This window comes from Octadecabacter algicola (genome assembly GCF_021532625.1).
Lineage (GTDB): Bacteria > Pseudomonadota > Alphaproteobacteria > Rhodobacterales > Rhodobacteraceae > Octadecabacter > Octadecabacter algicola.
This window is the reverse complement of the sequence record NZ_JAKGAR010000001.1, coordinates 581,804-594,734: the sequence shown is the minus strand read 5'-3', so window position 1 is coordinate 594,734 and position 12,931 is coordinate 581,804. Positions and strand designations below refer to the sequence as shown.

The window sequence follows — 12,931 nt, the reverse complement described above, 5'->3', positions numbered from 1 at the left end:
ATTCAGTCGCTTTTTAGATCATTCCCGATGCCGATTAGTCGTTTTCCGCGACCATCTAGGTTGGTTAGATTTAACCCAACTTTTGACATTAATAACCAGGTCAGGGATTTGCAGTCTTAGGTAGAACTTTATGGGTTTCATTCTGCGCCAATCGCTTGATAACGCAACAGATTGAATCATCAATCAAGTGATCTAGGGCTTCTCTGATTGCGTCTTCCCGTTTTCAACGGTGCACCAGACTGTACAGGACAGCTCAATGATCCAAGATAACCCAGCCCTCATCAAAGCCATCCGAGATAAGTTCGCCCACGTGCATAGCTGCCCGTTTCAAGGGCCGCGTATCTATTTTGAGAATGGTGGAGGCGCGCTTACGCTGAAGTCTGTCGCCGAAACCTCTGCCAAATATGCGGCAATTCCCGATAACCAAGGGCGCGACAACCCCGCTGCCGAAGCACTTGTCGGTACGATCAACGAAGCCAAGACCAATCTGTCTGTGTTGATGAACCCAGTATCTGGGCAATTCATATTCGGTGAAACTGGAACTGAGCTATTATTCCGCATGATCCGCGCGGCCTGTCTGAACGCTCCAAAAGGGTCCAAAATCATTGGGAGTTCAATTGAACATCCTTCCAGCAGAAGCGCGGCCCTTCATTGGGCTGGGGTTGTCGGAATGGAGTATGTAAATGTTCCCCATAATGATGCGACGGGTCTCGTTTCTGCTGATGATTACACTCGGCACGTGACGGCCGATGTTGCCGTCGCAACAATCCTGCACGCGTCACCAGTAACGGGCATCGGCATGGATGTGGCCGAAATTGCACAAGCGATCCGTGCTGTCGCCCCCGATTGCCTGATTATCGTCGACGGCATCCAACATGCCGCCCATGGCCAGATGGACTTGAGCGCTTATGACGTCGATGGCTATGCCGTCTCCCCATATAAAGTCTTTTCACGCCATGGTTATGGACTCGCGTGGATATCTGACAAGTTGACGGAACTGCCGCACGAAGCTTTGATAGGTGGACCGAGGAACAACTGGGAACTCGGCACACGCGACACCGGTTCCTATGCGGCGACTTCGGATGTCATAGCGTATCTTGATTGGCTTGGAGGAGAGGTTTCAACCGAAACCGACGCCCGTAAGCGCATCGAGGCCGCAGGCAAAGCGATCAGAAGCTATGAAACCCACCTTACAAACGCGTTGATTGGCGGGACTGGAAATCTTCCAGGGCTGCGGGAACTGGCGGGTGTAACAATTTTGGCTGGCGCTGATAATCCCGCGCGTGAGGGCACGGTTTCATTCGCGCTTGAGGGGATTCCTTCAGAGGAAATAGTGAAAGCTTTGAAGGACGCGGGAATTCGCACCCACATTCGTAAGGCCGATCATTATAGCGGCAATATTCTTAAGCCGTTGGAACTGCCGGATTGCGTCCGTGTTTCAATGTGCCATTACAACACCATTGAAGAGGTCGCACAGTTCTTGGCCGTAATGAAAGAGTTCACTTGATAGTGTAACTTAGGGAGGCGGCCATCCACGCGTCGTTGTTGGGGCGTTTTCGATGTCAGATCAGAACAACGCCGGCGAAGCGTTCCGTTAAGGCGTCGTATCATTGGCGATTGCACCACTGATTAGGTTTTCTTGCATCAAGCGTTGGCCCAAAGTTCCTTTAGGCTCCGCAATTTTTGCGAGATACAAAGCACGATCTGTCGCTGATTTACGGATTTCTTGTACTGCGTCTTGTGGTGATATCTCGACGAAACTCAAACGGTCATTGGCACGCATCTGACTTACGTTGTCGATGTCGTCCGAGATCACGGTCGCGATTTTCGGATACCCACCAGTCGTCTGATGGTCGGCAAGCAGAACAGTAGGAATACCGTTTCCGGCAACCTGAACAGAACCGCGCGTGATGGGTTCTGAAGGGATAGACAGCGCACCGCCTACTTCCAATTTTGGCCCGGACAGCCGAACCCCCATACGATCAAATGAGCCCGTCAATGTATATTGTGCGGAAAAGAACGTTTCGATGAGGGTATCGGTAAAGAACCTGTCTTGCGGGCCGCGCACCACCCGAACCCTGTCCTTTGGGGGCAGAAACGAAGGTCGCTCGATATCGCCATGACGTTCTTCACGAATATTGGTGTCCGAGACGCGGATTGTAGAGCCTGCCAATAACGCGCCTCCTCCAAAGCCTGAGGCCGAATGTGTTGCGGTGTGATCCAACCATTTTGGTGCGTTTACCGTTCCGGCAAAGGCCAAATAGGCCCAGCTGCCTTTAGAACCGGCGCGAATGGTAAGTTTATCACCTTTTTGAAGGGCGAAAACGCTCCATGCACCGATGCCTTCTTCAGCCCGGTTCACCTTAAAATGGCCACCTGCAACGCCAAGAGATAACGCGCCGGAGATACATTCCAACGACAGCCCGCCGACGGATATTTCTACCGCTGTGCAATCTGGCGCATTTCCCAAAGCCGTGTTGGCGGCGGCGTGCGAAAGACGATCCATAGGGCCAGAGGCCGGCACACCAAATCGCATTTGCCCCACACGTCCAGCGTCTTGATACGTGACAAGCGGCCCCGCGAAAGAAACGCGTAAAACTGCGTCGGTCATGTTTCGCGTCCCTTCGTTAAATTGTCATATGCAGATCGGCCTACGCGGCGAAATTTCACACTGTCGCCAACATCAAAAAGGAACGGTTTGTCGGGGTCGGATCTCAAAATTTCGGTCGGTGATCTACCAATAATGCACCACCCTGTTGGCATGGTCAGTGTCATCACAAGGCATTGCGGCCCCGCAATCACCACGCTTCCTGCTGAAATATCGCGAATTGCTGCGGGCTTTCGCGGTACTTGCAAAGCTGTTGGCACGCCGGACAGATAGGCATACCCGGGTGCAAATCCGTACATGCCAACCTGATAGCGACCTGAAAGATGCATGTTGATGACAGCTTCCGGACTCATATCCGTGGCTTTGGACACGGCATCCAGATCAGGGGCCAAATCGTCCTCGTAACATACAAGAACTTCTCGTTCGGTCCCCTTTGGGGCTGGGCCAACCTCGGCATCAAACAAGCTTCGAATGGCGGCTTCCATTTCCTGATGGTCGGTGACCAACGGATCAAATTCAGCAAGCAAATTGACGAACGCAGGGACGGTTTCGCGCAAACCCAAAGGTGGGTTGGCGGCAATCGCGCGATCAAGCCGCAGAACCTGCGCCGTCAAAGCATCGCTGATTTCGGGCCCGAGCTGCACCAGAAGCGCATGATCGGCAACGGGATAAAAGGAAACCTTTTGCATTGCCTAGGGAACTAGAAAGGCGCGGAATTCGACGCCTTCCGCCATGAGTCGTTGCCGTATCTCTTGGGTCATGGCCACAGCGGTCGGGCTATCACCATGCACACAAATTGAATGCGCCAAAAGCTCGATTGGTTCGCCGTCAATCACCGGCATTTTGCCGGTTTTCAAGAAGCCAATCAAACGCTCTGCCGCTTCTTTCGCGTCATGGATCATCGCGCCGGGCGTGCCGCGAGGGACAAGTTGGCCGGTGCTCAGATAGCCCCGGTCGGCAAAGATTTCTGAAAAAACAGTGACGCCGGCCGAACGTGCGGCGTGTTCAAGACAGGTCCCCGAGATCGCAAGAATTGGTAACTCCTCGTCAATCAAGCGAACCGCAGTGGCGACGGCCTGTGCCACATTCATATCCCGTGCCGCGAGATTTCCCAGAGCGCCATGTGCTTTGAAATAGCACACCTTAGTAGGGATCAGTTTTGCAACGGCCATCAATGCCCCGACCTGCGCAGCGATCATTCGTGTGATTTCATCAGGCGACATTGGGATCAGGCGCCGGCCAAATCCTTCGCGGTCATTGAATCCCGGGTGTGCGCCAACCGTCACCCCGTGCTCGGCGGCGAGCATAAGTGTGTCGTACATGGTCTCGGGGTCGCTGGCATGTCCGCCACAAGCAATGTTTGCAGAGTTGACAAGCGTCAACATCGTTGCATCGTCGCCCATGCGCCACGGCCCGAAACCTTCACCGAGATCTGAATTTAGGTCAATTTGCAACGTACACCCCACGAAAATCTATCATGAAATAAGATTCGGAATAAACGCCACAATGCTCGGAAATACGGCCAACAAAAGAACAAACGCCAACATTATCAAGAAAAACGGAAACGCTGCACGCGTGATCTCGGAAAGTGGCTTCTTGGTAAGGCCTTGCAGAACAAAGAGGTTCATACCGACAGGCGGAGATATTTGCGCAAGTTCGACCATTAGGATCAGGAAAACGCCAAACCAAAGACTGTCATAGCCAGCGGCAACAACAAGTGGCAACACAATCGGGATAGTCATCACGATGATCGACATCCCTTCCAGAAAACTGCCGAGCACAATGTAGATTACGATGAGCAACGCGATAAGAGCGAGCGGTGCCAGATCTAAGCCATTTATGAAATTCAGAATTGCTTGCGGCATTCCAAGGAAGCCCATGGTGACCGATAGGAACGAAGCCGCTGCAATAATCAGACCAAGCATCGATACGATACGCGCGGTCCCGATGCAGGCGTCACGTAACATCTGAACGGACATCGTGCCCTCAAACATCATGATGATCCCCGTCATTATGACCGCAAAGGCTGCTGCCTCTGTTGGGCTGGCCAATCCGCCGTAGATCGAACCGAGGATAGCAAGGATCAAAATCAGAAAGGGCAAAAGTTGAGGGAGATGTTCTCGGCGCGCGCGCCAAAGATCGGCCTTAGACGTTTCTACGCGCGGGCCGACGATGCTGGGGCGAAAATAGGACAAGATGCCAACGTAGCCGGAAAAGCAAAGTGTCAGTAGTAGGCCAGGCAAAAGGCCAGCAGCAAACAATTTCAAAACAGAGGTCTGAGATAAGACGCCATAGATAATCATCACAATCGATGGTGGGATCAAGAAACCTAATGTTCCCGCACCCGCTAAGGTTCCGATCGTAACGTTTTCATCATAGCCCCGCTCTTTTAACTCGCCGATGGTGATCCGACCGATAGAGCTGGTGGTGGCTGCCGAAGACCCAGAGACAAGCGCAAAGAGTGCGCAGCCAACGATGTTTGTATGCAAAAGACCACCGGGCGTATTTCGCAGCCATGGTTCAAGCGAGCCAAACACGCCGTCGATAAACTTCGAACGCATCAGCAATTCGGCCATCAGGATAAACAGTGGCAACGCCAACAGTTCCGGGGATGACAACCCGTTCCAGACGGCCTGTGCCAACAATTTGTCGACCGGCATAGACCGGAACAATTCAAGACTAATGACTCCCACGCCCAGCAAGCCAAGGCCAACCCAGACACTCGAACCAAGAACGACAATCAAAAGGATTAGCGGGACAACGGCAGTACTACCCATGATATTACTCCATTGTGAGCACGTCAGTGCTCGCGCCTGTTTGGTCGGTTTCAGTTTCTTCGCCCGTCGCCAATCTCAGCGCCCGAAGGGCCAATTGTAACGTGAGCATGGCTGCGCCAAACGCAACCAAAACTGCGGGATAAACCAGCGGCGTATCTGTGACTGTGCCCGTTGTGCGCCCAGTCTCGAAATAGCCCCAAGCCATTAGAACTAAAGCCTTTGTCAAATATGCGGAGATTGCCAACCCAAACAGCGTCGCGAGCCATTCAAATAGGCGCGGTGCCTTGGAACTGATGATGGTAACACGAATATGACCACCTGTTCTTAACGTCCACCCGGCACCAAGAAAGACGGCCGTGAGCTGAATGAACGATGCGATTTCCCAAAGGAAATGCATGCTAATACCAAAGAATTTCCGTAAAATGATCTCTGCAGCGATCAGCACCGCGATGACAAGTAAGGCCACACCGGAAGCAAGTGCCATTACAAATGACAAACGATCAATAGCCTTCAACATTTAATTAAACCTCGCGATGCGCCGATGAACAGGAGGCGTAAGTCGCCTCCTGTTCTTTTGGTGTGTGGGAGCAATCAGTTTGCGTTGACGAAACCGTCAATGATCGCTGCGGCTTCGTCGCCCATGCCCTCAAGCAGTCCGTCACGAACTGGACCGGAACGGGCAATGATTTCAGCCCGCAGTTCTTCCGAGACCGTGCCGGCGACGATGCCATTCGCTGCCAAAACTTCCATGTTCTTGGCATCTTCTGCCCGAGACGCGAGCCAGAATTCTGGTTGCAAACGCGCTGACACCTCTTCAATCGCAGCTTGGTCTTCGGCGCTAAGAGCATTCCAGACATCGAGGTTTACGGTTGTCGCATTGACGTTCCATGAATGGGCCAGCGGGTAGCCTGCACTCAGGAATTCCCAAAATGAGCCGTCAATCGCGGAAGAGGAAGACGTCACTACCCCATCAATCGTACCGGCTGCCAATGATGGAATAACATCGCCCCAAGGCAGTTGAACGGCGGTCATGCCTGCGGCTTCATAGACCTCAGTTGAAGTTCGATCGTAAGTACGAATGCTGATCCCTTCAAATGAATCGATATCGGCAAGCTCAACCTTCACCCAAGCCTGAGGCGCAGGCCATGGAATTGTATAAAGTACTTTTTGGTTGTGACTTTCCATGATGCCTTCGAGCTCTTCGCGAAAGTACGCATCAAAGCCTTCTAGCTCATCGTATGAGCCAAACAGGAATGGAAGACCCGGCAAGCCGAGAAGTGGTTCATCGCCGACCTGTTGCGGCAATAGCAGGTCGCCAATAGGCACAATTCCGTCACGAACAGTTCCGAGCATTTCAGGGCCCTTGAACCCGAGTGAACCACCCGGATGCGTTGTGATGCTTACACGGCCTTCGGTCACTTCGGCGACTTCACTAGCAAAGGTACTTGCACTAACGCTAATGAAGTTGTCCGCAGGCCATGCCAACGGCAGATCCCAATTTTCAGCAAGTGCAGGACTTGCGGCGAAAACCGCGATTGCGATGCTACGATTAAACATAGGTATTCCCTCCTGGTGAGTGTCAGATGTGTTTTAGTTTTTTTAATCGAGATTATTGCGAGTATCGTTGATGAACTTGATGTAAATGAAAAGTGAATTTAGTTGGTGGGAACCTCATCACTTTTGGGAATGAGAGGGGGCCGAAACTCGAACCAGTAAGGCAAACCAACCTTCCGGCATCGTGACTTTGGGGCAAGTTTTTGAGACTAAATTTGCAGCTCTCTCTAAAGACCGGACATTGGTGAGTGTCGCAGCATTGGGCATTTTGGGCTCAAAGCAGACCTTTACCGTTGATTCACCACTCAACGAAAAAGGGCGCGCCATGCAGCACGCCCTTTTCCAAAATATAATCCAAAACCTTAACGTTTGGAGAACTGGAAGCTCTTACGGGCTTTCGCCTTACCGTACTTCTTACGTTCAACAACACGGCTGTCGCGTGTGATGAAGCCAGCAGCTTTTAGTGGTGCGCGCAAGGCTGGGTCGAACAATTGCAGAGCCTTGGAGATGCCGTGCTTAACCGCACCAGCTTGACCAGACAGGCCGCCGCCTTTGACTGTCGCCATAACGTCGAACTGACCGTCAACACCTGCAACTTCGAACGGCTGGCGCAGGATCATCTGCAAAACCGGACGTGCAAAGTATACGGACTGGTCGCGACCGTTTACGATGACCTTGCCGGAACCCGGCTTGATCCAAACGCGGGCAACAGCGTCTTTACGTTTACCAGTTGCGTAAGAACGGCCAAGCTCGTCCTTGACAGGCTCGCGTGCAATGGCTTCTGCCACAACCTCAGCAGGTGCAACGCCTTCGGCAACTGCGCCCAATTCTTCGAGGGAATTCACTTGATCAGCCATTACGCAGTCCTCGTGTTTTTCTTGTTCATGGCCTTAACGTCCAGAACTTCAGGTTTTTGCGCGTCCATGCCGTGCTCTTCGCCAGCGAACACACGCAGGTGTGTCATCTGAACGCGGGACAAACGGTTGCCCGGAAGCATGCGCTTAACGGCCTGCATAACAACACGCTCGGGGTGTGCACCCTCGAGAATCTCACCAGTTGTGCGGGACTTGATGCCGCCAACAGTGCCAGTGTGCCAGTAGTTAGGCTTTTCGCGCTTGTTACCTGTCAGCTGGATTTTTTCAGCGTTGATAACAATGACGTTGTCGCCCATGTCCATGTGTGGCGTGAAGGACGGCTTGTGCTTGCCGCGCAACCGCATAGCGATAATCGAAGCAAGACGGCCCAGAACAACGCCTTCAGCGTCGATCAGGATCCATTTCTTGTCGATGTCCGCTGGTGTAGCAGAGAAAGTTTTCATCGGTTTTTCCTAAGTGAAAGGACCGCACCCCGTATTTAGGGCCGGCCCGACATTCGATTGGGGGGTTATAGCTGGGTTGGATTTACGGTCAAGTGCCTTGCGACACCTTTTGTGACGCGTTTTCAAGGGCTTAATAAAACGGTATTATTTTACCCCATCAATTATCGATCCGACTCTCAGGATTGCCTAACATCGTGTCGATTTCCGCGATCGCAGCGATAAAACGCTTCTCGGACACACATGTTCCAATCGCAAGGCGTACGGCATTGGGGGCTCGATCCTCAGGCAGGGCAAACTCATCGGCGGGTTTCACCAAAATGCCGCGGACTTCGCAAGCTGCCATAAAGCTGGAGGCGCGCCAACCGGTCGGCAATTGCAGGTAAATAAACGGAGCATCTTCGCGCCATTTGATGTTCCATCGCCCAAGCATGTTCACCGCATGGCGTACCCGCTGCGCGACCGCCTCGGCAACATCCGCCCGAATTCTGGCGGCATCGCCCGACCTAATCAGCGCGCAACACAGATCGACAACAGGCTGAGACACCCCGTAATGGGCGCTTTGGGCCACTTGGCGCAGCACCGCACCCCGCCCCTGCGGTGCGACAGCAAACCCGAACCGCAGTGCGCCCGTCACAGATTTTGTGAGTGACGATACATAATACGTCTGTTCCGGCAGAATGGCGCGGTAGCTGGGCACATCGGATTTCACGGTTGAGTGGCAATCATCATCGACGATGACAATGTTTAGGGCCCGCGCAACTTCAGCGATCTGTTGTTTGCGCTCAAGCGGCGTTTTGATTGTTGTCGGGCTGTGCACTTCGGGGGCTGTAACCAGTACCTGTCCGCCGTGTTCGCGATAGGCCGCCGCAAGCGCTTCTGGGATAATCCCGTGATCGTCCATCGCAACACCAAAGACTTTTGCCCGCAAAAGGCGCGCAGCATGGCGCACACCTGGATAGGCAAGGTCTTCGGTCAGGATCACGGGTGTCGGCCCGCTCAATTCGGATAGCAATGCCATGATGCATGCGTTCTGAGCTCCATTCGCCAAAACAACATGATCCGCATCCACAGTCCCAAGCTCGACAGTAGAAAGCCAGTCAACCACAGCCTCTCGGGCCTCTAGATCGGTTTCTTGCGTTGGATAATTAATATGTCTGCGGCGGTGTGATTGCGCGATCTTCATCAAGGCGGCATCAATGATTAGTCCCTGCCCCACATCGGGCACACGGCTGCTGCGGAAATCTGCGATCGTTTCATCGACCGTGTTAATCAATGGTACATCCGCGACCGGTTCAACCTTGGTGCGCCCTGCAACAAATGTTCCGCGCCCGATTTCCGCGATCAAACGCCCTTCATCCGTCATCATGGAATAGGCCCGCGCCACCGTCCCCGGTGTGACACCAATCTGATAGGCCAGTTCGCGCACTGGCGGCAGCTTTGTGCCGGCCATAAGTTGCCCTGACACGATCCCTTCGCGGATCGCTTCGGCGAGGGCTTTGTATTTGGACCGGCCAGCAGCGCTGAGGTCTGGGGACCATTTTGTATCGGGTACAATCAATTCGTTTACCGCCTGGTGTCTGCATTGTATCAATTACTTACGGCACAATGCCAAATTGTATTGATACAATCAACCCCGTGACACAAAGGAGCATCCCCATGTCACTCTCCACCAATGCGACCCAGATCCAGTACCTCAACGCCGCCCACAGCCTTCCGTTTGTGGCCCGCGTCGCAGTGACGATCGCGGTTATGGTGACGAAATGGGATGCCCGCCAACGCTCACGAAAACACCTGACCCGCCTTGAGCCACATCTTCTGCGCGACATCGGGATTGACCCGATTTCAGCGCAGCGCGAAGGGCAAAAACCCTTCTGGCAAGACTGATTGCAATAGAACTTCCTACCTCGGGCCAGTTGCACGTCATTGCTCTGGCCCGTTTTTTTATGCGCTATCTGCTGGGCGGTATCGAATAGGTCAAAGACGCCCGTGCGACGGGTTTGTCTTCGGCACCTTCGCTGTAAATCCGCCCCTCACACACGGCCAAAGCCCGTCCAAGTTTCAGCAACTCCATACGACACAGCAACCGCCCCGCTTGTGGCTTGCGCATAAAGTCGATCGAACAATTGGTCGTCACCGCCAGACCCACGGGGCCGATCACGGACAGGATACAGAAATAGGCGCAAACGTCGGCCAGTCCAAACATTGTCGGGCCTGACACTGTGCCTCCCGGTCGTAAATGTTGATCCGACGCGATCAGTTCTAGCGTCAAAAACGGCGGTGCGACCTCAACAAATCCGAATTGATCCGCGACCTGTGCAAAGTCCGTTTCTAGAAAAGCCTGCAACGCGGCCTTGTCCATCTTAATTTCCATAGCATTCCCCCTGCCCTCTGTCCTAAGCTTGCCTAGAATTTAGAAGGACACAAGATGCCCCATTTGACCCGCACCGATGCAGACGGCATCGCCCACATCGAAATGACTATGCCTGAACGTTTGAATGCCCTGTCTGACGGGATGATCGCGGCCTTGCAGGATGAATTTGACGGCTTGATGAACGACCGAGAGACTCGTGTGGTGGTTTTGTCCGGCGCGGGCAAAGGGTTCTGCGCGGGCCACAACCTCAAAGAAATGCAAGCCGCTCGCCAAGCCGAAGACGCGGGTGCTGCGGCCCTCGGTGATCTGTTTGATCGTTGTGCGACGATGATGAAGACGCTTCAGAAACTGCCGCAGCCTGTGATTGCGCAAACCCATGGTGTTGCCGTAGCTGCAGGTTGCCAACTGGTCGCCAGCTGTGATCTGGCCGTTGCTGCAGATACTTGCCGCTTTGGCGTCAATGGCGTGAACATCGGGTTGTTTTGTTCAACGCCCATGGTCGCGTTGACCCGCAACCTTGGCCGCAAAGCCGCGTTCGAGCTATTGACCACGGGCCGCCTGATTGATGCCGCTGAGGCAAAAACACTAGGTTTGATTAACCGTGCTGTGCCCGAGGCTGATCTTGCCGAAGAAACCCGCGCCCTTGCCCTGACCATTGCATCAAAACTGCCCGTCGCGGTCAAAACCGGCAAACAAGCTTTTTACGAACAGGCCCAAATGACAACGGCCGACGCTTACGCCTACACCGGTGCAAGGATGGTCGAAAACATGCTCGAGGCACAAACCAACGAAGGCATCACTGCCTTCTTGGAGAAACGCAAACCTGACTGGTCCTAAAGCCCGTAAATCCCGCGGAACTTGTCCTCAAGGTAGGTTAGCAATGGGGCTTCGCTCGGCTCAAATTCACAAGCTTTCCCGATCACTTCTCGTGGCTTGTACAATCCGCCATGGGTCTGCACATTATCGCGCAACCAGCCTGTGGCGTATTGGGTTTCGCCTCGTGCCAGTGCCAAATCGACGTCCGGAACCGCTTTGCGCATCGCTTGGTTCAGACAGCCAGCGTAGACGTTGCCCAATGAATAGGTCGGGAAATAGCCAAACAGCCCCACGGACCAATGGACATCCTGCAACACGCCATTGCTGGCTTTGTCGACGGGATAACCGAAGTCAGCCTCGAACCGTTCGTTCCACGCGGCCTCAAGATCATCGACTTCAATGTCACCAGCGATCAACGCGCGTTCCAGATCAAAGCGCAGCAAGACGTGGAGGTTATACTGAACCTCGTCTGCTTCTGTGCGAATAAACCCGTTTTCGACGCGGTTCACGCAGCCGTAGAACGCATCCTCGTCCTCAATACCGAAGTCCCCGAAGGCATCGCGCATCTGACCATAAAGCCATCCCGTAAACGCACGGCCCCGCCCGATCTGATTTTCATAAATGCGGCTTTGGCTTTCGTGAACACCCATCGATACGCCATTACCGAGAGGCGTTAAGAGATATGCGGTGTCGATGTTTTGTTCATAACACGCGTGGCCGACCTCGTGGATCGTGGAATAGATACAATTGAACGGGTCGGTCTCACTGGTCCGCGTGGTGATCCGCACGTCCAACCCAGACCCGCTGGAAAAAGGATGCACCGCCTTATCTACGCGGCCCTTTGCCATGTCATAACCAAAGGTTTTGGCGATCTGGCGGCTGAGTTTCATCTGAGCGTTTTCGTCGAACTTGCCTTGCAAGGCTGGCGGCGCTGGTGCGTCTAAAACGGCTGCTCGTAAATCCACCAAACGGGGCCGCAGGGCATCAAACATTGCCCCCAACTCTGCCGCGGTCGCGCCGGGTTCGTAATCATCCAGCATCGCGTCATAAACATCACTACCTGCGGACAGAGCTGCGCCCTCTTCACGCTTGAGTGCGACAACCTCTTTCAGGACGGGCGCATAGGCTTCGAAATCATCGGCTTCGCGGGCCTCAGCCCATTTGCCTTGGGACTCAGATGTCACCCGCGCAATCTCGGAGGCCAGTTTCGCTGGAACCTTGCTCGCGCGATCAAAGGAGCGTTGGATGTGGCGCAACTGCGCAGCCTCTACATCCGAGCTCGCCTCAGCTTCGGCCAGCAAGTCCGCAACCCGACTATCCGTGCGCCGCGCATGGAGAACAGATTCCATCGCTGCCATCTCCGCACCGCGTTGAGGAGCCGCATCGCGCGGCATCATGGTTTCCTGATCCCAACCCAGACGTCCGGCAACCTGTGACAGGGCTTCGGTTTCGCGCTGCATGGCCATTAGGTCTTCATAAGCGGTCAT

General features: G+C 53.9%; 14 protein-coding genes. 3 read left to right on the top strand and 11 right to left on the bottom strand.

Annotated elements, in window-relative coordinates:
• Positions 1-256 precede the first annotated feature (256 nt).
• Positions 257-1,507, top strand: a complete 1,251-nt coding sequence (locus L0666_RS02880) for an aminotransferase class V-fold PLP-dependent enzyme (RefSeq protein ID WP_235258267.1) — start codon at positions 257-259, stop codon at positions 1,505-1,507.
• A gap of 87 nt (positions 1,508-1,594) precedes the next feature.
• Here the strand turns inward: L0666_RS02880 and L0666_RS02875 are convergent, their stop codons facing one another.
• The 9 genes from L0666_RS02875 to L0666_RS02835 all read right to left on the bottom strand — a co-directional run bounded on the left by L0666_RS02875 (position 1,595) and on the right by L0666_RS02835 (position 9,815).
• Positions 1,595-2,611 carry a 5-oxoprolinase subunit C family protein gene (locus tag L0666_RS02875; protein WP_235258265.1) on the bottom strand — a complete coding sequence of 339 codons (1,017 nt, stop codon included), beginning with the start codon at positions 2,609-2,611 and terminating at the stop codon, positions 1,595-1,597.
• Positions 2,608-3,297: a 5-oxoprolinase subunit B family protein gene (locus L0666_RS02870; protein WP_235258262.1), complete on the bottom strand. Its 690-nt coding sequence runs from the start codon at positions 3,295-3,297 to the stop codon at positions 2,608-2,610. The genes L0666_RS02875 and L0666_RS02870 overlap by 4 nt, the downstream gene beginning before the upstream one ends.
• Before the next feature lie 3 nt (positions 3,298-3,300).
• Positions 3,301-4,074, bottom strand: coding sequence for a LamB/YcsF family protein (locus tag L0666_RS02865; RefSeq protein ID WP_336246263.1), 774 nt, complete (start codon positions 4,072-4,074; stop codon positions 3,301-3,303).
• Between the two features lie 9 nt (positions 4,075-4,083).
• On the bottom strand, positions 4,084-5,385 hold the full coding sequence (locus tag L0666_RS02860) for a TRAP transporter large permease (RefSeq protein ID WP_235258258.1): 1,302 nt from the start codon (positions 5,383-5,385) through the stop codon (positions 4,084-4,086).
• A 4-nt stretch (positions 5,386-5,389) separates the two neighbouring features.
• Positions 5,390-5,902: a TRAP transporter small permease subunit gene (locus L0666_RS02855; RefSeq protein ID WP_235258257.1), complete on the bottom strand. Its 513-nt coding sequence runs from the start codon at positions 5,900-5,902 to the stop codon at positions 5,390-5,392.
• A gap of 74 nt (positions 5,903-5,976) precedes the next feature.
• Entirely contained in the window at positions 5,977-6,942 is a 966-nt protein-coding gene (locus L0666_RS02850) for a TRAP transporter substrate-binding protein (protein WP_235258256.1), read from the bottom strand.
• A gap of 359 nt (positions 6,943-7,301) precedes the next feature.
• Complete coding sequence (rpsI, locus tag L0666_RS02845) at positions 7,302-7,796, bottom strand: 30S ribosomal protein S9 (RefSeq protein ID WP_235258252.1); 495 nt, start codon at positions 7,794-7,796, stop codon at positions 7,302-7,304.
• Positions 7,796-8,257 (bottom strand): 50S ribosomal protein L13, encoded by a 462-nt coding sequence (rplM, locus tag L0666_RS02840; RefSeq protein ID WP_216036888.1) that lies wholly within the window; start codon positions 8,255-8,257, stop codon positions 7,796-7,798. The genes rpsI and rplM overlap by 1 nt, the downstream gene beginning before the upstream one ends.
• A gap of 157 nt (positions 8,258-8,414) precedes the next feature.
• A complete protein-coding gene (locus L0666_RS02835; protein WP_235258245.1) occupies positions 8,415-9,815 on the bottom strand; it encodes an aminotransferase-like domain-containing protein in 1,401 nt (466 codons plus the stop codon).
• A 98-nt stretch (positions 9,816-9,913) separates the two neighbouring features.
• On the opposite strand from L0666_RS02835, the gene L0666_RS02830 reads away from it, so the two are divergent.
• Positions 9,914-10,141, top strand: coding sequence for a DUF1127 domain-containing protein (locus tag L0666_RS02830; protein WP_235258244.1), 228 nt, complete (start codon positions 9,914-9,916; stop codon positions 10,139-10,141).
• Positions 10,142-10,205: 64 nt separating this feature from the next.
• On the opposite strand, the gene L0666_RS02825 is transcribed toward L0666_RS02830, so the two are convergent.
• Positions 10,206-10,628 (bottom strand): PaaI family thioesterase, encoded by a 423-nt coding sequence (locus L0666_RS02825; RefSeq protein ID WP_235258242.1) that lies wholly within the window; start codon positions 10,626-10,628, stop codon positions 10,206-10,208.
• Positions 10,629-10,682: 54 nt separating this feature from the next.
• On the opposite strand from L0666_RS02825, the gene L0666_RS02820 reads away from it, so the two are divergent.
• Positions 10,683-11,465 carry an enoyl-CoA hydratase gene (locus L0666_RS02820; protein WP_235258240.1) on the top strand — a complete coding sequence of 261 codons (783 nt, stop codon included), beginning with the start codon at positions 10,683-10,685 and terminating at the stop codon, positions 11,463-11,465.
• On the opposite strand, the gene L0666_RS02815 is transcribed toward L0666_RS02820, so the two are convergent.
• On the bottom strand, positions 11,462-12,931 hold the full coding sequence (locus L0666_RS02815) for a carboxypeptidase M32 (protein ID WP_235258238.1): 1,470 nt from the start codon (positions 12,929-12,931) through the stop codon (positions 11,462-11,464). The two genes, L0666_RS02820 and L0666_RS02815, sit on opposite strands and share 4 nt — an antisense overlap.

Bases quoted from the DNA above. Each gene is read 5' to 3' on its own strand.
- L0666_RS02880 (WP_235258267.1), top strand. From the start codon at position 257: ATGATCCAAGATAACCCAGCCCTCATCAAAGCCATCCGAGATAAGTTC.
- L0666_RS02875 (WP_235258265.1), bottom strand. From the start codon at position 2,611: ATGACCGACGCAGTTTTACGCGTTTCTTTCGCGGGGCCGCTTGTCACG.
- L0666_RS02870 (WP_235258262.1), bottom strand. From the start codon at position 3,297: ATGCAAAAGGTTTCCTTTTATCCCGTTGCCGATCATGCGCTTCTGGTG.
- L0666_RS02860 (WP_235258258.1), bottom strand. From the start codon at position 5,385: ATGGGTAGTACTGCCGTTGTCCCGCTAATCCTTTTGATTGTCGTTCTT.
- L0666_RS02855 (WP_235258257.1), bottom strand. From the start codon at position 5,902: ATGTTGAAGGCTATTGATCGTTTGTCATTTGTAATGGCACTTGCTTCC.
- L0666_RS02850 (WP_235258256.1), bottom strand. From the start codon at position 6,942: ATGTTTAATCGTAGCATCGCAATCGCGGTTTTCGCCGCAAGTCCTGCA.
- rpsI (WP_235258252.1), bottom strand. From the start codon at position 7,796: ATGGCTGATCAAGTGAATTCCCTCGAAGAATTGGGCGCAGTTGCCGAA.
- rplM (WP_216036888.1), bottom strand. From the start codon at position 8,257: ATGAAAACTTTCTCTGCTACACCAGCGGACATCGACAAGAAATGGATC.
- L0666_RS02830 (WP_235258244.1), top strand. From the start codon at position 9,914: ATGTCACTCTCCACCAATGCGACCCAGATCCAGTACCTCAACGCCGCC.
- L0666_RS02825 (WP_235258242.1), bottom strand. From the start codon at position 10,628: ATGGAAATTAAGATGGACAAGGCCGCGTTGCAGGCTTTTCTAGAAACG.
- L0666_RS02820 (WP_235258240.1), top strand. From the start codon at position 10,683: ATGCCCCATTTGACCCGCACCGATGCAGACGGCATCGCCCACATCGAA.
- L0666_RS02815 (WP_235258238.1), bottom strand. From the start codon at position 12,931: ATGACCGCTTATGAAGACCTAATGGCCATGCAGCGCGAAACCGAAGCC.